This is a genomic window from Nocardia abscessus (assembly GCF_015477775.1).
Lineage (GTDB): Bacteria > Actinomycetota > Actinomycetes > Mycobacteriales > Mycobacteriaceae > Nocardia > Nocardia abscessus_A.
The window spans coordinates 385395-406249 of record NZ_JADLQO010000001.1 but is presented as its reverse complement, the minus strand read 5'-3'; the positions used below and the strand labels follow the sequence as shown (position 1 = coordinate 406249).

The following is a 20855-nucleotide window of genomic DNA, read 5'->3' as shown; positions in this document are numbered from 1 at the left end:
CGAAAGAGCCCAGGTCCGAAGGACCCGGGCTCTTATCGCCGACGTCGGGGCTAGTTCTTCCGACCCGGCGCCTTGGCGCCGGACTTGAAGCCGAGGCCACCCGGCTTGGCGGCGGGCGGCGCGACCTCGTGCCGGCCGTTGCCGCTTTCGCCGTTGGATTGCTCCGGCTCGGCCGCGGATTCGGCCGCGGGAGTTTCCGCCGCGGATTCGGGCTGCGCCGCGGGAGTTTCCGCCGCGGGAGCCGCAGCCGTGGTGGCAGGTTCGGCCGGGGCCGCCTTGCCGGGCGCCTTGGGGCCGGGCCGCTTGAAGCCGGACTTCATGGCCAAGCCCTTGGCGGGCACCGTCGGCTTGGTTTCGGTCGGCTCGGTTTCGGTCGGCTCCGCGGCGGCAGGTTCGGCGATCGCCGCAGCCGCAGCCGCAGCCGGAGCCGCTGACGCCTCGGCCGCCGCCGCGTCCGCGGCCGGCGCCTTCGCGCCGGGCGCCTTCGCCGCGCCCTTCATGGCGAGACCGCCACCGGGCGCCTTGGCGCCACCCTTCATGCCCAGCCCCTTGACCGGCTTGGCCTCGGGAGCTTCGGCTGCCGGAGCCTCGGCCGTGGCTTCGGCGGCCGGGGCCGCGGCGGCCTTGGCGCCGGGCGCCTTCGCCGCGCCCTTCATCCCCAGACCACCAGGCGCCTTGGCCGGGCCCTTCATGGCGAGGCCCTTGACCGGAGCGGCAGGCGCCGAGGTGGCCTCGGTCTCCGCCGGTTCCGCTGCCGGAGCCTTCGCGCCGGGCGCTTTGGCGGCGCCCTTCATACCGAGACCGCCGCCACCGGGCGCCTTGGCGCCCTTCATGGCCAGACCGCCGCCGGGCGCTTTCGCCGGGCCCTTCATGGCCAGACCGCCACCCGTGAGGGCTGCCTTGGCCGGTGCGGTGGCCTCGGCGGCCGGGGCGGGTTCGGGCTCCGGCTCGGGTTCGGCCACGGGCGCCTTCGGCTCCTGGATGACGGTCAGGTTCTCGGTCAGCACCGCGGGCTCGACGCGTTCGATGGCGTCCAGCATGAGCTGCGCGACGTCCACCACCTCGACGCCTTCGCCTTCGCCCTTCTCCTGGCGCGCGGTGACGCCGTCGGTGAGCATCACTCGGCAGAACGGGCAGCCGGTTGCGATCTTGGCGGGCGAGGTGGTCAGCGCCTCGTCCACCCGGTCGATGTTGACGCGCTTGCCGAGCTGCTCTTCCATCCACATCCGCGCGCCACCGGCGCCACAGCACATGGATCGCTCGCCGTGGCGCGGCATCTCGACCAGGTTCGAGCCGGACGCGGCCATCAGCTCACGCGGCGCGTTGTAGATCTTGTTGTGCCTACCCAGGTAGCAGGGGTCGTGGTAGGTGACGTTCTGCGACACCGAGGCCACCGGGATCAGCTGCTTCTGCCGCACCAGGCGGTTGAGCAGCTGGGTGTGGTGCACGACCTCGTAGCTGCCGCCGACCTGCGGGTACTCGTTGTTCAACGCGTTGAAGCAGTGCGCACAGGTGACGACGATCTTCTTCTTGCGATCCTCGACGCCTTCGAACACCGAGTTCAGCAGCTCGATGTTCTGCTGCGCCAGCTGCTGGAACAGGAACTCGTTGCCCGCGCGGCGGGCGGAGTCACCGGTGCAGGTCTCCTCCGCGCCGAGCACCATGAACTTCACGCCCGCGGTGGCCAGTAGCTCGGCGACCGCCTTGGTGGTCTTCTTGGCGCGGTCCTCGTAGGCGCCCGCGCAGCCGACCCAGAACAGGTACTCGTAGCCGTCGAAGCTGTCGGCATCCTGACCGAAGACCGGGATCTGGAAATCGAGCTCGTTGATCCAGTTGAGCCGGTCCTTGGCGTTCTGCCCCCAGGGGTTGCCCTTGTTCTCCAGGTTCTTGAACAGGCCCGCGAGCTCGGAGGGGAATTCCGACTCGATCAGCACCTGGTAGCGGCGCATGTCGATGATGTGGTCGACGTGCTCGATGTCCACCGGGCACTGCTCGACGCACGCGCCACAGGTGGTGCAGCTCCACAGCACCTCGGGATCGATGATGCCGTTGACGTCCGCGCCGCCCACCAGCGGGCGCTCCGCCTCGGCCTTTGCGGCCTCGGCGATCTTGGCCAGCTTCGCCTCGTCCGGGTTGCCCTCGGCGTCGACCAGGCCGACCTCGTCGCCGCCCATATCCTTACGGCCGCCGGCCAGCAGGTAGGGGGCCTTGGCGTAGCCGTGGTCGCGCAGCGACATGATCAGCAGCTTGGGCGACAGCGGCTTGCCGGTGTTCCAGGCGGGGCATTGCGACTGGCAGCGGCCGCACTCGGTGCAGGTGGTGAAGTCCAGCCAGCCCTTCCAGGAGAAGTCCTCGATCCGGCCCGCGCCGAAGGTGTCGGTGTCCGGGTCGGCGGTCTCCATGTCGACCGGCTTGCCCTTCGACATCATCGGCTTGGCCGGGCCCAGCGCGACACCGCCGTCTTCTTCCCGCTTGAAGTAGATGTTCGGGAACGCCGAGAAGCGGTGCCAGGCCACGCCCCAGGTGACGTTGCGGCCGACGTAGTACAGAAACGCCATGCCGGACATCAGCTTCACGAAGGCGAACAGCGCCACCATGGTGGTGTTCGCGGGCAGCAGCTTCGCCACCTGCATGGTGAAGAAATCGGTGGCCGGGTTGGCGTGGCCGTAGGCGGCGATCTTGCCGGCCTTCACGAAGACCATGCCCAGGCCCTCGAGCAGCACGATCGCCTCGATGACGTAGGCCGGGCCGAACTTGGAACCGCTGAACCGGGAAAGGCGCTCCGGCAACCGGGGGTGGTTGAGCTGACGCAGCACGATCAGCGTCACGATGCCGACCACGGTGCCGATGCCGAGGATCTCGTCCCACAGGTGGTAGATCGCGAGGTCGCCGATGATCGGCCAGTGGAACGCCGGGTCGAAGGTCTGCCCGTACGCCTCGAACCACAGCATCGCGCCGCCGATGAAGCCGATCATCACCAGCCAGTGCGCCCAGCCGACGGTGCGGAATTTGTTCATGCGCGTATGCGCGAGAAACTCCACGAGCATCTGCTTGAAGCGCGGGAAGAAGGGCCGCCAACGGTCCGGCGCCGGCTGTCCGATCATGATGGCGCGCGCGATATTGCGGACGCCGCCGATGAACGACGCCCAACACAGAAGGCTGAGCGCCGCCCCAATCGTGCCCAGCGTCACTGTCAGGGCATTCATGTCGCGACCTTTCTTTAGAGGCACCCCGGGTGCGGTTGCGTTCGCTACCGCTCGGTTCGCTCGTATCCTAACCGGAGGTAAGTTACCCGCCAGTAACAACCATGTCCATCGTACGATCGGCTTTTCGGCTATAGCCCCATATGCTGGGGCTTGACCCGCTATTTACCTGTGATCAATCTCACAGTAATTCGCACCGATCCCACTGGTGGGTGGCCGATCACCACCGTAAACGGCCAAGCATCCCGTCCAGTCGGTAAGGATTGGCTTAGTCCCCATGGCTGATAAGGGATCTCGCTTAAAACGCGGCGTTCTATTAGGCTCACGACGTTCTGTTAGCTGCGACTGTCTTCACACTGCTCGGGGAGGATCCGGAGCCGACCACCCGGATTTGCTGGATAGAGCTCTCGCGTGCTGAAGACCAGCGGCAACGTACGACCTGATGATGGATTGGAAACTGAATGAAACTCCGCAGAACCACCGCGGCGGCCGCGATGGTCATCGGTGCGATGACCATCGGATCGGTGACCGCCCATGCCGATGCCGAGCCGGCCGCTGACCCCATCCGGTACTCGGTCAAGCTGGTGGAGAAGACCGTCGTGACGACGCTCAAGGGGGGCACGTTCGAACTGGCGAAGTCTTCCGAGGACGTCAAGGAAGACGACGTCTACCGGATCAAGGACTCGCAGGGCAACGCGGTCCTCACGCTGCCGATCGCCTTCAAGGTCGCCGACACCGTCGTTCCGGTGAAGCCGGTCGTGAAGGAAGACGACACGGTGCTCGAGCTGACGCCTGAGCAGGGCGTCACCGTGCCCAAGGACAAGCCGGCCAACGCGGTCAACGTCGTCGCGCAGCCGATCGCCTCGCCGATCGAGAACCAGCGCGCGCAGAACGAGTTCGCCAGCCAGTTCGGCATCGCGACCGCGGTCGGCGGCTTCCTCGGCACCGCCGTCGGTGTCATCGGCGGTGCGGTGATCGGCTGCATCCTCGGCCTCCCGTTCCTCGGCGTCGGCTGCATCCCGGCCGCGATCGCGGGCGCGGGTATCGGCGGCATCCTCGGCACCGTTGCCGTCGGTGGCCCGATGCTGGCCGTCGCGGGCATCGACCTGATCAACACGCTGCAGGCGCCGGAAGGCACCACGAAGTGGGCGGACAAGCCGAAGTAAGCCTTCGGTCCGACCCTGCTCGTCAGAACATCGGCGGCCCGCTCTCCTCGGAGGGCGGGCCGCCGGTCGTTTACCCGGTGAGATCGAGCAGGCCGCGGACGACGACCTCACCCAGCTCCTCGCCCAGCCTGCCGAACGAGCGCTCGACCATCTCGAACGTCCCGTCCTCACCGACGACCAGCACCGTGCTCGCTCTGGTGCCGTGCACGGTGTGCGCGACGAACCTCGCCGAGAGCGCCCGCTCCATCTCGTCCGGGACCCCGGTCCGCGGCAACAGCTCGTCGGGGGCTTCGGTGCGGTCGGCCAGCACTTCGAAGTAGCGGTCCACCGCACCGGGCTCGGTCTGCACGACCTCGCGCAGTTCCGTCACCCCGGCCCGGACTTTGGGCCAGATGGGCTGTGGCGCGGTCAAATCCGCGTCCGCCAGGGTCGGACCTCCGGACGTGACGAACGTGCCGTTGGAGAGGCCGTGGAAGCCCGGATTCAACTCGCGTGGTTCGGCGGCGCTGCGATTGGAATGCCACCACAGCGTGCGCAGGTCGGAGACCACCAGGTTGTAGCCGTTGTAGTCGTCGGGCGCGGTGGCGACGTCGAGGACGTACTTCTCCGGTCCGGGGAACTCGCCTGCCGGACCGCGGTCGGAGGCCCCGCGCAGGAAGTCCATCAGCAGCGCCCCCCTGGAACGGGCGTCGGCGCGTTGATCGGCGGGATTGCGCACATTCGTGACCGCGGCGAAGCGATTGTCGCCGTGCGGGTGGGTGCTCAGCCCCAGCCAGGTGCCGGGAGGCTCGCCCGCGGCACGGCCGACGGCGCCGGTATCGCGTCCGGCCAGCAGACCGGGCGCTTCCGGCCACCAGCGCATGGACTCGGTCGGCCGGGTGTAGAACTCGTCCCGGTTGGCCGCCACGATCAACCGGTAGTCCGGGTGTGCGCGCCAGCCGATCAACACCAAACACATGCCGACCAGCATGCCGGACCGGTACCGCCCCGCATGCGGCGTTTCCCGCACAGGGGGCCGCGTAAGGGCAGTGGAAAGCCCCTGAGACGGCGAAAAGGCCGACAGCTCAATGGCTGTCGGCCTTTCGCGTTCCTGCTGTCAGTTGGTGCGTACGCGCAGCCCCGGGTTGTCGGAGAGCACCACGTGCACCGGCTGCGCGAACAGCTGCGGCACGTTACCCGTCAGGGCGCCGATCAGATTCGGGATCTCGCAGATCGGGTAATCCGCCACCGACGACGCGCTGGAGATGCCGAGGGCCAAGCGGCCGGTGACGATCGGGCCGCCGCTGTCACCGGGCAGCGCGCAGATGTTGGCCGAGAAGCTCTGGGTGAGCTCCCGGTCGCCGACCTGCACGGTCTGGTCGACGGCGTTGACCACGCCGCAGCTGAAGCCGGTGCGCGCACCGGACTTGCACACCGGAGCGCCGACGACCGGGGTCGCCACGCCGTCGACCGCGATCGGAGCCGCGCCGGGCGCCCGGACGCCGTTGTTGGCGAAGCGGTCCTTGGCCTGGTCGTTGACCCGGATGATCGAGTAGTCCTGCTCGCCGAGCACCGACTTCTGGAAGACGCCGAGCTGCGCGCCGAGGCGCTCGCCGTTCATCTCGTAGACGCCGGCGGCGTTGCCGCTGCCCGCGGACGGGATGTCGGGGTTGCAGTGGCCCGCGGTGATGTTCACCGTGTTGCCGTTGCGGTCGGTGCCGTTGAAGCCGAGCGAGCAACGCAGCGAGCTGCGTCCGGCGACCGAGGCGTAGCCGTCGCCGCCCGCGAGGGGGCCGCGCGCCTCACCGGCGATCTCACCGGCCTGCAGGGTGCCCTGCTCGCCCGCCACCGGCGGGGCCATCACGATGACGCGCGCCGGGTCGATGAAGTTCGGCATCGGCAGGCCGGCCTGGTCGACGCGCACCGCGATCGCGTTGTTCACCGTGTCCACCACCGCGCCGCGCACCAGCGATCGCACCGCCTCGGGCTGGCCCTCCAGCCACCGCTCGAAGGCGCTCTTCTCGCCACGCAGGGCCGCTTCGCTCTTGGCGACGTTGCGGACCTCGAAACCGGCCGACTCGGCGGCCTTCTTCGCCTCCTCGGCGCCGGGGCCCTGTGCCAGCGCCACGACCGCCTTGCCCGCGTCGTCCAGCCAGGAGCCGGCGAACACCGACGGGTACTGCCGCTGCACGGTGGTGGCGAACGCGGCCACCTGCTGCGCCAGCTCCGCGCGGTGCAGGTACTCGGCGGGCGAGATCTTCAGATCGCGGGTCACCGCTGCGACCAGTTCGGCGGGGAGGCCGGGAGCCTGGTCGGGTTCCGCCGTCGCAACTGCCGCCGTGGGCCCGAACAGCAGTATCGCCGCCGAGGCGGCGATCACTGTTTTTCGGATTCCGGTCTGTCGCGCAGCTGATCGAAGAGGACCTATACGTGGCAGGAGCATGAGCAGACTATATGGGGTTTCGCGCGGTATGCCTACTCATCTAGTGGTTCTCGACTCCCTCATAGCCCGTCGACCGAGGATATGCGGATCACCACATCTTCCGGCGCGCGCTCAGCCCGCGTTCGGCCTGGTGCGCACGGCGATGCCGCTGCCGATCCCGCCCCCGGAAGAGGCGTCGACATCGGCCAGGATCGCCCGGATCGGGATGCCGAGCGAAGCGGTGCCGCCGTACTGGGCGAGGGCGATATTGGCCTCGTTGCAGTTCGGCGCGTCCGCGGCGTTGGAACCGCTGGTGATGCCCAGCGCCAGCGTGCCGGACACGATCGCGCCGCCACTGTCGCCGCCGAGCGTGCAGGCCGAGCTGGCGAACCCGCGCACGGTCTTGCTCTCGCCCTCGGCGGTGTAGAGCTGGGTCTCCACCCGGTCGGCCACGACGAAGCCACAGGTGAAGGTGGACGACTGGCCGGACTTGCACACCGGGGCGCCGGTGATCGGGTCGGCGGTGCCGGTAATCGCCAGCGTGGTGCCGTTGGCGCCGCGCACCGAGGGCTGGTCCATGCCCGCACGCACCGCGCGCTCGTTCAGCTTGATCACCGAGTAGTCCAGCGCGGACTGCCCGCCCAGCGAGGCGCGCACGAAGGTGCCCAGCTCCGGGCTGGCCGGGATGTCCCGGACGTTGGGCAGGTAGACGCCGGCCTCCTGGTTGCCCTTGCCCAGGTTCGGATCGCAGTGGCCCGCACTGATGTTCAGCGCGTTGCCGGACGCGTCGATGCTGTTGAACCCGAACGAGCACACGTCGACGGCGCGCAGCGACGAGTCGGCGAGCGGGCCGGGCGCGCTGATGTAGGTGTCGCCGCCCATCGGCCTGCGCTCGACCGGGCCTCCGTTGTTCGGCGACAGGATGACCTTGATGTTCGCCAGCAGGGTCGGCAGGTTGAGCATGTGACCCGCGGGGGTGTTGGCGACGCTGAGCACCAGCTGACTGTTCAGGAAGTCGATGGCCACGGAGTTGATCGTCTGCGAGATCTCGCGCGGCAGGCCGGTGACCCATTGGTTGAGCTGCACCAGCGAGGTCTCCAAGCTGTCCGCGGACACCGGGGCGAGCCTGGTCTGGTAGCCGTCGGCCGCGGCGATCTTGGCGGCGTCCAGTGAGGTGACCGCGACGACGGGCTTGCCGTCGGCGCCGATCCAGGCGCCCGCGTAGGAATCCGGTCGCTCCGAACGGAAGTCGCGCGCGTAGTCGCGCAGCTGCTGGGCGCGCGCGGCGCGGTCGAGGTATTCCGTCGGGGTCATCTGCAGATCCCGCGCGATGGCCTGCACCAGTTCCGGTGGCAGATTGTCCGCGGCGAGTTGCGCGGGCGCGTCCGGGACCGCCGCTGCGGTCGTCGTGCCGAACAAGGGAGCCAGGAGAACGGTCGAAGCGATGGCGACAGCCTTGACCGCGGCGCGACGCGCCACCAACTTGCGCATGAAGTCCCTTCGTCGGCACGCACGTGCCAGCTAAATCCGTGGCCACGGGCAGAATCCGTTGGCGCACAGTCTTCGTCCAGCAACCGACCGGTGAGGGAATTCATCCGACAACCCGGTCAGCGCAACACTCTAGGCCACAAACCCGGGAAGGACGCTACTAATCACCGACTACTCGGTATTCCCATTCCGGGGATGGTGGGAATCTGCGGTAGCTGCGGGAACGGGTACCCGGTTGTCGTCGTGCTGCGCACCGTCGAAGAACGGGTGGTGGTGGGCGGCGTCGTGGTGGTGGACGGCGGCTCGCTGGTGGGCGGGGGCGGCGTGGTGGTCTCCGGTGTGGTGGTCTCGGTGATCACCACCGGCGGCTCGGGCGGCTCGGTGGTGGTGGGCGTCGTCGCGGACGCGACCGGAGGCAGGGGCGGGGCGGGGACCGACGTCTGCTCGGACTGTGCGTCGGGCAGCGGCGGCACCGGTGTCTCGCCGCTGTCGCGGAACAGCAGGGCCACCACGATGCCGCCGAGCACCAACCCGATCACGGCGGCGCCTGCGATCAGCAACGGCATGCGCCTCGGATCTTTCACGGGAACCGCTGCCTGCGTTGGCTTCTCGGACGGCTCCGGTTCCGCGGCCACGGCCCCGATCGGCTCGGCGATCGGGAAGGCCGCCGAATACGCCTGCGGCTGCGCCTCGGTGCTCGGCACCGCCGGGATGACGATGGTGTCCACCGTCGAGTTCTCCGCGGTGGACGGGTCCGGCGGGGTGGCGCCCGCGGGGGTGGCCAGCACGGCCGCCAGCGCGCCGCGGGCCGCGTCGTAGGCGAACGAGTCACCGCCCGCACCGGTTTCGGCGCTGGGCAGCTCACCCTCGCTGACCAGCAGCACCGAGCGCAGACCGAGGTAGTCCAGCGCGTCACGCAGTGACCGCACGTGCTCGGCGGTCCAATCGGCCGGATGCGTCGCGTAGAACTCGGCCGGACCGCTGAGATGCTCGGCGGCCAGGTTGATCAGGCAGAACAGGGCGGTCGCGACGAGGTCTTCGGCGCGGTACGCCTCGCCGTCGTCGACCGAGATGCCCGCCGGGTCACCGACGGCGGGCACGAATCCGGTGATCGAATGCGCGTGCCCGGCCGGTGCGGGACCGCCCAGTTCGGCGTCACCGTCTTCGGACATGTGCAGGATCGACTCACGGACGATGTACCGCGGTTCCTCGTCGCCATCGGTGACGATCACCGCAGTGCACGCGTCCTCGGCGACGCGCAGGCCAACCCCAGTGGCCATCTCACCTACCTCGCTTCGGCGTTTCCGCTGACGGAACCGCACCCGGTCACACCAGAAGCGAGCCGTGTCCCATGGCGCGGAGCATCGACAATAACTCCGAACGGGAACGGGCACCGACCCGGCGTCGAATGCGCGCCACGTGATGCTCGACCGTCTTCGCGGAAATGTACAGGCGCGCACCGATCTCGCGATAGGTGAGCCCGAGCAGAACCAGCTCGGCGACTTCGCGTTCCCGTTCGCTGAGGATCGCGGCCTGCGGCGGCGCGGGCGCCGGCGGGGGAGCGTCGCCGTTGTGCGAGACCGGTGTGGACGGCCGGGCCTGCGGCTCCTGCGGCCGGGCGTCGGCGCGGACCGTGCGGGCCAGTTTGAGCAGCGCGGTGGCGGTCGTGGAGTCGGCCGCGGCGAGCGCCGCCTCGCTGGCCAGCCGGGCGCCGTCCCAGGTCATGCCGATCTCGGTGAGTGCGGCGACCGCCGCGTGCACCGGCGTGGTCGCGACCTGGCCGCGCAGTACGAGCACCCAGGTGCGGCCTGCGTCGGCGAGCACGGCGGCGTGCCGGTCACCCGCTTCGGCCGCCGCTTTCAGCGCTCGCGCGTGCGGCAGCAGTTCCTCGGGACTTTCGTGCGCGATCGCGGCCTGCACGCCGTACCAGTGGAAGGCGTTGGACCAGGCGGGCGGATCGTTCAACCGGCGCAGCAGCGCGAGCGCGGCGTCCACCAGCGGCGCGATCCGCCGTTCGTCCCGCATCCGGATACCGGCCAGCCACAGCTCGCCGATCGGCAGCAGCGCGAGCAGGTCGGCCTGTACGTCGTCGAACAGCGGATACGCCGCCTGCCACGCGCGGGCCAGCGCGGTGTGGTCGCCGCTGCGCCGGCCCAAGCCCACCGCGACACCGTGGGCGAGCAACCGGTCGCGGACGTCGAGTTGGTCGTGGTCCAGCGTGGCCACCGTGGCGGCGGCGGCGCGCTCGTCGCCGCCGAGCATCGCCGTCCAGGCCGCCAGCACGTCGAGCTGGTGGCAGCGCAGCCCGCTCGCGGTGGCCCGCCGCAAGGCGTCCTGGGCGCGGCGCGGCTCACCGGTGCCGAGCGAGAGCATCGTGGCGATCGAGGCCGCCGTGCAGGGCAGGAAACGGTCCACGCCCGCGTCCGCGTGCGCGGCCTGTACCAGCGCCGATACCGCCGCAGCGGTGCTGTTGCCCGGTGCGATGGTGTCCGCGAGCGCGGTCGCGATCACCCGCGCGTGCGCCCCCGCCTCGGTAGGGGGCCATTGCGTCGACGAGGACGACATCTCCCCGGCGCCTGCCACGTCACCCGCCAGGCACAGCACCGTGGCGCCGACCGCCCAGTCCGGGCCCACCCGGTCGCCGCCGAGCCAGGTGTACAGCTGCGCCGCGCGCCCCACCAGTCCGCGGCGGGTGAGCACCGCGGCGCAGATCCGCACGGCTGTGGCGAGCTCGGCGCCCGTGCTGCCCGCACGTGCCAGCATCGGCTCGGCCAGCCGCATGGCGGTGTCGCCGTCGCCGGTCCGCGCGGCCGCCTCGGCCCAGCGCAGCGCGATCGGATCGAGTTCGGCCCCCGCGGCGGCCGCGGCGGCGTAGTAGCGAACCGCTTCGCGACCGGCCTGCTCCGCGGCGGTGACGAGGAAATCGGCCAGCCGCGGGTCGCGGACGCCGGACTCGGCCAACTGCAGTGCGGTGCGGTCACGCAGCAGGCCCGCCTCCAGCCGGGCGCCGAGCAAACGGCGCTCGACCGCGACGAACCTGCGATCGCCGAGCAGCGTGCGCAGCGGGGCGACGGCGGGTTCGAGCAGCAGGTCGGCATCGGTCACCAGGGCACTGGCCCTGGCGCGGTCGATGAGTTCTTGCGCGACGCCATGCTCCACGCCGAGCACCTCGGTGAGCTCGGTGGAATCCAGACCCGTTCCCGTGGTGGCGACGACCAGGGTCTCCAGCAGGTCGGGCTCGAGGTTGTCCAGCAACCCGCGCGCCCACGCGGCGACCGCCGTGTCGACCGCCGTGATGCCCGCGTCCAGACGCGCCGAGCAGGCCGCCGTGAGCGCGGCCACCACGCCGCCGCGGATACCCGCGGTCTGCACGTGGATGTGCTGAGCGACCTGGCGCGGCACCATCATGCCCAGCTCCCTGGCGAACGGCGCCATGTCCGCGACGCCGAGCGGGCGCAGGTCCACGACGCGACCGCGCCGGGCGACCGCCTCCGCGAGCATCCGCAGCCGCGGGTCGTGCGGGCGCGGCTGGGCGGCGACCACCACGGTGCGGTGCCCGGATTCCACGGCGGCGCAGAGGTATTCCAGATCGAGCCGGCCGAGCGTATGAGCGTTGTCGATGATCAGAGCCGGGCGGGCGGTCTCGGTCGTCACGCCTGCCGTGGCCCCGGCGATCGGCGTGCGGGTCGCCGTGTGCGAGCCGTTGCGCGCGTGCGCGTGCTGGAGGGCGGCGGTGTCGTCCTGTAGTGGGATGCCCCGGGCGCGAAGACGAGCCCGGATCTCCGCGAGCAAGGTCGACTTGCCGGTTTGGGAGCGGCCGCGGATGAGGTAGACCACCGGCTGGTCGTCGGTGGAGTCCAACTCGCGGAAGATGTCGCGGGCGCACGGGAGAGTGTCGAAGGCGGTATCAGCCACCGGAGCCTCCCAGGATCTCCCCGGGAGCGCGCAGCACCGTGCCGAGCGGGTCGCCGAGCACGCCGGTGGGCAGGCTGGGCGCGCTCGGTGGCGTGGGGCGCGGCTGCTGCTGGGTGGGGGGCGACGGGTTGGTCGGCGGCGGTGCGGGAGCGGGAGCGGGAGAAGGCTGCGGCTGCGGCGCGGGTTGCGGCGCCGGGGAGTCCGCCGGGGCGGGGGCGGGTTGATCGGCACTCGGCTCGCTGTTCGCCACGGCCACGGTGGTGCCCGGGGCCGGGGACGAGGGCGAGCCGCTTCGAGGCGCCTCGGTTTTCGGTCGGCCGGTGGCGCCGGCGGAGTCCGTGGCGGCGACCCCGGACGGCGCGGACGGGTCGCCCGTCTGCGCTCCGGTCGTCGCGGCGACCTGTGCGGCGCCGGTCGGGGACTGTTCGGTCGAGGCGGGACTGCTCGGGCCGGATTGGATGCCGGTGCCCATGGCGAGGGTTCCGGTGGTCAGCAGGCCGATGGCGACCGCGACGCCCGCCACCACCGCGATGTGCCGCCTGCTGATCGGCGCGCGACGGCGCGCGGGTTGGTCCTCGGGCAAGGCCGCCAGACCCGAGGAGGGTAGCGCTCTGGGCTGCGGCACGGTTTCGTCCTCGACGCCCGGGTCGACAATGGGGAGCTGATCGGTCTCGGCGGCGAGCAGGTCGGCCGCCAGCAGTGCGGCGCCGCGTGCCGTGGTGTGCTCCGGGTCGGGAGCCGCCACGACGGGCAAGCCGAACTCGGAGGAGATCAGTTCGGCGACCAGCGGGATGGCGCCGCCGCCTCCGGTCAGCAGGACGCGGCCGACATCGCCGATGTCCAGACCCGCCCGGTGCACCGCGTCGCGGATCAGGTCGATCGAGCTCAACAGCGGTCCGCGCAGCAGGTCTTCCAGTTCGCCGCGTACCAGCCGCACGGTGCTGCCGTGCGGATCCGCGGGGTCGACCCGAACCGGAACAACCGTCGCGGTATTTATGGAAAGCTCTTCTTTCGCTTTTCTGCAGCGCTCCCGCAAAGCCGATAATTCGCGTTCCACCACCGGATCGAACGGATCGAAATCCGCGGCGAGCACGGCATTTGCCAGGACATAGCGCATGGTCAGCAGATCGAATTCCGCCCCGGCGACCTCGGTGTTGCGCAGCGGCGTGCCCAGCAGGCTGGCGTGCTCGCCGGTGCGCACCACCGAGACGGTCGAGCCGCTCGCCCCGAGGTCGAAGACGATCACCGCGCCGTCATCGGTCCTGCCGTGCGCGGCGTCGAGCCAGCGGATCGCGGCGGTCGGCTCCGGGACCAGGGTCACCTCGCCGAGTCCGGCTCGCTCCAGCGCGTCGCGCTGGATGTCGACGGTGTGCCGCGACCACCACGCCGGGTGGCAGGCGACCATCGCCCGGCCGGCGTCTTGTCCAGTCTCGGCGGCGATCTCGTCGACCAGGCAGCCGATCGCGGTGGCCACCAGGTCGGGCGCGGAATACGAGGACCCGTCCTCGGCGAAGATGCCGACCGGGTCGCCGACCCTGGCGAGGAAGCCCTCCAGCAGGACGTCACTGGAATGGCGGCCGGTGGAGCGAGCGCCCGCGCCCAGCGTGGGCGCCATGTCGTCCGACAGCCGCAACACGCTGGGATGCGAGCGTAGGTAACCGCCGCCGGACGGGCCGATGCCGTCGTCGCCATCTTCCGTAGCCGCCACGGCGACCGAATTCGACGTCCCGACAGTGATGCCGAGCGCCAGGCGCTGTGTCATTCAGAACCCCGTTCGAAAAGCTGTCTGGTCCGGTGTCGCTGCTGTGTATGCGAGATGGTGCGCTGGGCGTTGTAGTTGCCGACGCAACCGTTCTGTCGGTTGCTGGCCATCAGCCGTTACCTCGTTAGGGGATCGTTTAGGGAAATTCCCCTAATTACGCTCCCACCCCTATCGGGTGCCCCCGGCCGGTCGTAGGGGTTCGCCCCGTTTCGGCGTAACGGGATGCGCTCCTAGCGTGATTTGCATTCCAACGACTGCGGATCAGCGAGGTCCGCCGGGACTCAGGAGACGATTCTCATGACACCCAACGCGATTCTGGAGTTCATCCTCGATCTGCTGCGGAACCACGAGGCCGCGGTCGCTTACTGCGCCAACCCGACCCAGGCGCTGGCCGCCGCGGGCCTGAGCGCGGTGACCCCCGAGGACATCACGCTGTGCGCTCCGATGGTCGCGGAGTCGGCGCTGGTCACCGGCGGGTCGCAGCTGCAAGCCATCGTGGCGGCGGGCGCGCAGACCGGTGCGGCGGCCGCTGTCGGCGCGGCGAGCACCGTGGGCGCGGCGGCGGTGGCCGGCGCCGGGGTCGACCTGGGGGCGGATCTCGGAGTAGATCTGGGCGCCGGTGCGGGTGGCGGCGTCGACGTCGACCTCGGCGTCGGCACGGGCGTAGACCTCGGCACGGGTGTCGATGTGGGCGCGGGCCTGAACACCGCTATCGAAACCGGGCTCGAGATCGGCGCCGGGCTGGGCGCTGGACTGGCCGCGGGCCTCGACACCGTGGTGAACGCGGGCGCCGATCTGTCCGCCGCCGTTGGCGGCCTGCTCGGCGCGGGCGCCCAGGTGATCAGCGGGATCGGCGCGGGCGTCGACCTCGAAGGCGCGGGAGACATCGGCGCAGGTCTGGGGACCGGCATCTCGACCGGCATCGACGCGGCACTGGGTGGCGGCGCAGGTCTCGGAGCAGGCCTCGAGGGCGCAGTGGACGCGGCAGCCGGCCTGACCACCGGACTGGGTGCCGGGCTGGAGGGCGCGGTGAACGGGGCGACCGGGCTGACGACCGGCCTCGAGGGCGTGGTCGACGCGACGACCGGTCTGACGACCGGGCTCGGCGCGGGACTGCAGGGCGCGGTGGACGCGGCAGCCGGACTGACCACCGGTGTGGACGCGGCTCTGGGCGCCGGTGCGCAGGCGGGGGCTGATCTCGGCGCCGGGCTCGGCGCGGGCCTGGGTGGGGTTGTGAACGCGACGACCGGTCTCGGGGGTGGTCTCGGCGCGGCGGTCGATTCGACTGCGGGCTTGGGCGCAGGTTTGGAGGGCGCCGTCGACGCGACCGCGGGCCTCGGCGTTGGTTTGGAGGCTGCCGCGGGTGCGGCCACGGATCTGACGGCGGGTCTGGGCGCTGGTGCGGGAGTGGGCCTCGGGGCCGGTCTGGAAGGCGCTGTCGACGCGGCGGGTGGTCTGACCACGGGTCTGGACGCGACCGCGGGTTTGGGCGCAGGGCTGGAAGGCGCTGTGGACGGCGCGACGAACCTCACCACGGGCTTGGATGCCGGTCTCGGGGGTGGTCTCGGCGCGGCGGTCGATTCGACTGCGGGCCTGGGAGCGGGTCTGGAGGGTGCCGCGGGTGCGGTCGGCGATCTGGCGACGGGCATCGGGGCCGAGCTGGGCGGTGCGGTGAACGGAGCTGGTGAGGTGACTACCGGCTTGGATGCCGCGCTGGGCAGCGGTGCGCAGGCCGGTGCCGATCTCGGTGCCGGGCTGTCCACCGGTCTGCACGGAGCTGCCGGCGCTGGCGCTGAGATCGGCTCCGGGCTGGAAACCGGCCTGGGAGCGGGGCTGGATGCCACCGCCGGTGTGACTACGGGCCTGGGCGCCGGTCTGCAGAGCGCGGTGGGTACGACCGATGACCTGACGGCGGGTATCGGCGCGGGCCTGGAGGGCGCCGTGGATGGCACTGCCGGTGTGACCACGGACTTGGGGGCAGGTCTGGAGGGTGCCGCCGGTGCGGCGACCGATTCGACCGCGGGCCTCGGTGCCGGTGCGGGCGCGGGTTTGAACGGGGCCTTCGATGCGACCGGTGGTCTGAGCGCCGGTTCGGATGCGGCGCTGGGTGCCGGTGGCCAGGCGGGTGCCGGGTTGGGCGCTGGTTTGGAGGGCGCGGTGAACGGAGCTGGCGGAGTGACCACCGGTTTGGACGCAGCCGTGGGCAGCGGTGCGCAGGCCGGTGCCGGGCTGTCCACCGGACTGAACGGGGCTGCTGACGCGGGTGCTCAGATCGGCTCCGGTCTGGAAACCGGCCTCGGTGGTGCGCTCGACGCCACCGGCCAGGTGGCGACCGGGCTCACCGGTGGAATCGACACCGCGACACAGGGCTCCGGCAATCTGACCGCCGGACTCGGTGGCAACTTCTCATCCGCCATCGGCGGTGCCGGAAACCTCGGAACACAAGCGGCGACCGGCCTGGAGGCAGGTCTCGCGACCGGTCTCGGCGCGGCCGTGAGCACCGGAGCGGAACTCGGTGGAGGACTGGAGAGTTCGCTGAACACCGGCGGGCAGTTCGGCACGGGTCTGGAAACCGGTCTCGGCGCGGCACTCGATGCCGGAATCGAGGCGACGACCGGATTGGAGACGGGCTTGTCCACCGGTCTCGGTGGAGGCCTGTCCACCGGCGTGGACGGCGCTGTGCAGGCCGGTACCGGTCTCACCGGCGCTATCGATGCCGGTGCGCAGGCGGGTGCTGGGATCGGTTCGGGTCTTTCGGCTGGTCTCGACGCGGGTGCGCAGGCGGGCGCTGGGATCGGTTCGGGTCTTTCGGCTGGTCTCGACGCGGGTGCGCAGGCGGGTGCTGGGATCGGTTCGGGTCTTTCGGCTGGTCTCGACGCGGGTGCGCAGGCGGGCGCCGGACTCGGCTCCGGTCTTTCGGCCGGACTCGATGCCGGTGCGCAGGCGGGCGCCGGACTGGGCTCCGGCCTCTCCACCGGAATCGACAGCGCGGTCGGCGCGGGCGCGGGCCTGGAGACCGGCCTGTCCACCGGTCTCGGCGCGGCGGGCAGCGTCGGTTCGGGTCTGTCGACCGGTCTCGAAGGCGCGTCGAGCGCGGGAACGCACCTCGGTTCGAGCCTGGACAGCGGAATCAGCGGCAGCGCGGGTTCGCACGCGACTTCCGGCCTCGATGCCACGGCCGGTCTCGGCGGCGCGGCGGACGCGACCTCCGGTCTGGCGGGCTCGGCGAGCGGCGCGGCGCACGGTGCGGTGGACATGGGCGCCGGTCTCGGTGGCAGCGTCGGCTCGACCGCGCACACTTGGTCCTCGCTGGACGTGTCGAGCGCCTTCGGTTCGGGCCTGGACAGCACGACCGGCGGCCACGCCGACTCGGGCCTGTTCGGCGAGACCAACGCGAGCACCGAGTTCAGCGGTTCGGCGAACGCCGACCTGGGTGGCGATACATTCCTGCACTGACAGTTGCCCAGTAATACGGAAAGAGGTCCATACCGCGATGGGGACGCCCGCGCCGAACGCCACTCCACCGGCGGTACCGCTGCTGTCGGTACTCGGTGAAACCATCGCGGCAGCCCGCGCCGCGGGTCGCAACGATCTGGTCGGCCGCCTCGAAGTGGCGGCCGACCGGGTCCGCGACCCGCGTCGGCGCATCGTCGTCGCCGGACAGCTCGACCAGGGCAAGAGCCGTTTCGTCAACGCGCTGCTGAACCTGGACGTCTGCCCGGTCGGGGACGACGCCACCACGGTGGTGCCGATGCTGCTGGCACACGGCCAGCAGTCGCGCGCGGAGTTGGTGCTCGCGGCGCACGGCGACTCCAGCGGCGCGGAGACCAGGGTCGAGGTGCCGATCGCGGAGATCGGCGCGATCGACCCGCGCTCACCGCACGCCCAGGGACGGCGGATCGTGCGTCTCGAGGTCCAGGTGCCCAACGCGCTGCTGGCCGACGGCATCGTGCTGGTCGACACCCCCGGCGTCGGCGGGCACGGCAATGCCCATGCCGCGGGCGTGCTGGGACTGGTGCCCGCCGCGGACGCGGTGCTGGTGCTGTCGGACGCGTCGACCGAACTCACCGAACCGGAACTGGCCTTCCTGCGACAGGTGCGGGAACTGTGCCCGACGGTCGCCCTGCTGCTCACCAAGACCGACCTGTATCCGCACTGGCGGCAAGTGCACGAGGCCGATCTGGGCCATCTCGCGCGGGCCGGGCTCGACGTGCCGATGATCCCGGTGTCCTCGTTGCTGCGCGGGCACGCCATGCGGTTGCAGGACCGGCAGCTGGGCGTCGAATCCGGCTTCGGCGTGCTCTACGAATTCCTGCGCGACCAGGTGGTGGCGCGCGATCAGCTGGCCACCCGCGCCGCCGTGGCCCGCGATATCCGCTCCGCGGCCGAGCATCTCGCCCTGGCCCTGGGCAGTGAGCTGGTCGCGGTCCGCGATCCCGCGCAGGGCGCGGCGGCGGTGCGCGAACTGCAATCCGCCCGTTCCGCGGCCGAGGAACTGCACCGCAGGACCGCCACCTGGCAGCAGACGCTCGCCGACGGCATCACCGACCTGGCCGGTGACGTCGACCACGACCTGCGCGACCGCCTGCGCAACATCGCGCGCAGCACCGAGGAATGGATCGACGAGCACGACCCGGGCAGGCACTGGGACCGCATCGCCGAACACCTCACCGGCACCGTCGACACCGCCCTCGGCGACAACCTGCTGTGGACCCACTCCCGGGCGATTCAGCTCGCCGAACGCGTCGCCGAGCATTTCTCCGAACTCGGCGCGGTCGACCTGCCGGACGTGCGCCCCGGCGCGGGAGCCGACACCGGCCGCGCCATCTCCGGCACGCTCGCCGATCTGGAACCCGACATCGGTTTCGGCAGCAAGCTGCTCGTCGGCATGCGCGGCTCCTACGGCGGCGTCCTCATGGTGGGGCTGGCCAGCACGTTCGCCGGGCTGGCGCTGCTCAACCCGATCTCGATCGGCGCGGGATTGATCGTGGGCGGCAAAGCCTTCCGTGACGACAAGCAGGCCCGGCTGGCCAAACGGCGCAACGAGGCGAAGGCCGCGGTGCGCCGTTTCGTCGACGACGTGGCGTTCCAGGCGGGCAAGGAGTCGAAGGACCGGCTGCACCGCATCCATCGTGCGTTGCGCGACCACTACGCGGGCGTCGCCGAACGCAGCCTGCGCTCGATCGATGAGTCGCTGCGGGCCGCGCAGGAGGCGGCGAGCATGGTCGCCACCCGCCGCGCCGAACGCGGCGCACAGCTGGATCAGCAACTGCGCGTGGTCGCCGAGCTGCGCCGATACGCCGACGCCATGCAGACCGCACTACCGATGGGACCCGCCGGTACGGTAGCACCGTGAGACGTGATGGTGGCCCGGTGCCGGGTATCGTCGCCGAGGCCCATCGGCTGGTCGGCGCGGCGCAGACGGCGCTGGCGGGCGAGCCGCGCCCGCGTGCTCTGCTGGCCGACTGCGCGCGGCGACTGGACCAGCCGTTGCGCGTGGCGCTGGCCGGTTCGATCAAGGCGGGCAAGTCGACCCTGCTGAATTCGCTTGTCGGACAGGACATCGCTCCCACCGACGCCACCGAGTGCACAAGGGTGGTCACCTGGTATCGATACGGTTCGACACCCAGCGTGACGGCGTACGCGCCCGACGGCGCCCGCGCGCACGTCGTGGTCCGGCGCGGCAGCGGGACGCACGGGCTGACCTTCGACCTGGACCGGCTGAACTGGAACGCCCCGGCCCCGCGTGAGGTCGACCATCTCGAGGTCGAGTGGCCGGCCGCGACGCTCGCCCACACCACCATCATCGATACCCCGGGTACGTCGTCGCTCTCGCGCGAGGTGTCCCGGCGCACCGCGCGTCTGTTGACTCCGGGCGCTGACGACGAGCGCTCCGAGCAAGGAATCGCCATCCCGGGCGCCGACGCGGTGGTGTATCTGCTGCGCAGGCTGGACGCGACCGACGTGCAGTTCCTCGAACGCGTGGGCGCCGGAACCGCGGCGGCCAACGGCGGCCCTGGAGCGCCCGGCCCGCTCGGTATCGTCGGCGTGGTCTCGCGGGCCGACGAGATCGGGGCCGGCCGCATCGACGCGCTGCACTCGGCCCGTGACGTCGCCACGCGATTCGCCGGGGAACTGGAACGAACGGGTCTGTGCCAGGCCGTCATCCCGGTCGCCGGGCTGCTCGCGTTCGCCGCGGCGACGCTGCGTCAGCAGGAGTTCGCGGCTTTCGAGACGCTGGCGCGCGTCCCGGTCGACGACCTGAGCGCCGCGCTGCTGTCGGCGGACCGTTTCGCGCGCGCCGACGTGCCGCTTCCGGTGCCGCCGGAACTGCGTGCGCAGCTCGCCGAGCGGTTCGGGCTGTTCGGCATTCGCATGGCGGTCACGTTGATCCGGCTCGGCGTGCGGGATTCGGCCACGCTCGCCGCCGAACTGACCAGCCGCAGCGGCGTGGACGAATTGCGCTCGGTACTCGACGTGCAGTTCGGTCAGCGCGCCGACCAGCTCAAAGCCCACTCCGCGCTCACGGCGCTGGCCCGAGTGCTGACCGCCTACCGTGGCACCCAGGCCGACCGTCTGCTGCCCAGGGTGCGCACGCTGCTCGCGGACGTGCACGGTTTCGCGGAACTGCGTCTGCTCGGCCGCCTGCGCACCGACGAATTGGCGCTGCCCGCGGACGATCTCCCCGAACTGCACCGCCTCATCGGCGGCTCCGGCATCGCACCCCATCTGCGTCTGGGCCTCCCGATCGACGCGCCGCTCACCGCGCAGCGCGCTCGCGCGGTCGCCGCGGTCCGCAAGTGGCGCGCCAGGGCCCGCCACCCGCTCGCCGACCAGTTCACCGCCACGGCCTGCCTGACCGCGGCCCGCAGCGCCGAAGGTGCCTTGAGCGTGCTCCCGGAATGATCCGCCGCCTGCTC

The 20855-nt window shown here is 71.1% G+C and carries 11 protein-coding genes; 4 read left to right on the top strand and 7 right to left on the bottom strand.

The annotated features are described in order from the left end of the window. Nucleotides 1-50: 50 nt before the first annotated feature. Nucleotides 51-3206, bottom strand: a complete 3156-nt coding sequence (locus tag IU450_RS02000) for a (Fe-S)-binding protein (protein WP_195148053.1) — start codon at nucleotides 3204-3206, stop codon at nucleotides 51-53. A gap of 458 nt (nucleotides 3207-3664) precedes the next feature. Here IU450_RS02000 and IU450_RS01995 point away from each other — a divergent pair, with 458 nt between their 5' ends. Next, nucleotides 3665-4369 carry a hypothetical protein gene (locus IU450_RS01995; RefSeq protein WP_195148052.1) on the top strand — a complete coding sequence of 235 codons (705 nt, stop codon included), beginning with the start codon at nucleotides 3665-3667 and terminating at the stop codon, nucleotides 4367-4369. 70 nt (nucleotides 4370-4439) lie between these two features. On the opposite strand, the gene IU450_RS01990 is transcribed toward IU450_RS01995, so the two are convergent. The 6 genes from IU450_RS01990 to IU450_RS01965 form a co-directional block, all read right to left on the bottom strand. After that, complete coding sequence (locus IU450_RS01990; RefSeq protein ID WP_195148051.1) at nucleotides 4440-5327, bottom strand: NRDE family protein; 888 nt, start codon at nucleotides 5325-5327, stop codon at nucleotides 4440-4442. A gap of 138 nt (nucleotides 5328-5465) precedes the next feature. After that, entirely contained in the window at nucleotides 5466-6728 is a 1263-nt protein-coding gene (locus IU450_RS01985; protein WP_324197492.1) for a S1 family peptidase, read from the bottom strand. Nucleotides 6729-6902: 174 nt separating this feature from the next. Beyond that, nucleotides 6903-8261, bottom strand: a complete 1359-nt coding sequence (locus tag IU450_RS01980) for a S1 family peptidase (RefSeq protein ID WP_195148049.1) — start codon at nucleotides 8259-8261, stop codon at nucleotides 6903-6905. A gap of 161 nt (nucleotides 8262-8422) precedes the next feature. Beyond that, nucleotides 8423-9538, bottom strand: a complete 1116-nt coding sequence (locus IU450_RS01975) for a hypothetical protein (RefSeq protein WP_195148048.1) — start codon at nucleotides 9536-9538, stop codon at nucleotides 8423-8425. 46 nt (nucleotides 9539-9584) lie between these two features. Next, nucleotides 9585-12173, bottom strand: a complete 2589-nt coding sequence (locus tag IU450_RS01970; RefSeq protein ID WP_195148047.1) for a LuxR C-terminal-related transcriptional regulator — start codon at nucleotides 12171-12173, stop codon at nucleotides 9585-9587. Further along, nucleotides 12166-13935: an Hsp70 family protein gene (locus IU450_RS01965; protein ID WP_195148046.1), complete on the bottom strand. Its 1770-nt coding sequence runs from the start codon at nucleotides 13933-13935 to the stop codon at nucleotides 12166-12168. Before IU450_RS01965 ends, IU450_RS01970 begins: the two co-directional genes overlap by 8 nt. Before the next feature lie 297 nt (nucleotides 13936-14232). Between IU450_RS01965 and IU450_RS01960 the strand changes: the two genes are divergently transcribed. From IU450_RS01960 to IU450_RS01950, 3 genes are read left to right on the top strand one after another with little or no spacing between them, the layout of a single operon-like run. Next, on the top strand, nucleotides 14233-17391 hold the full coding sequence (locus IU450_RS01960; RefSeq protein WP_195148045.1) for an IniB N-terminal domain-containing protein: 3159 nt from the start codon (nucleotides 14233-14235) through the stop codon (nucleotides 17389-17391). 37 nt (nucleotides 17392-17428) lie between these two features. Beyond that, entirely contained in the window at nucleotides 17429-19291 is a 1863-nt protein-coding gene (locus tag IU450_RS01955; RefSeq protein ID WP_195148044.1) for a dynamin family protein, read from the top strand. Next, a complete protein-coding gene (locus tag IU450_RS01950; RefSeq protein ID WP_416382827.1) occupies nucleotides 19288-20841 on the top strand; it encodes a dynamin family protein in 1554 nt (517 codons plus the stop codon). Before IU450_RS01955 ends, IU450_RS01950 begins: the two co-directional genes overlap by 4 nt. The last annotated feature ends 14 nt before the right edge of the window (nucleotides 20842-20855 follow it).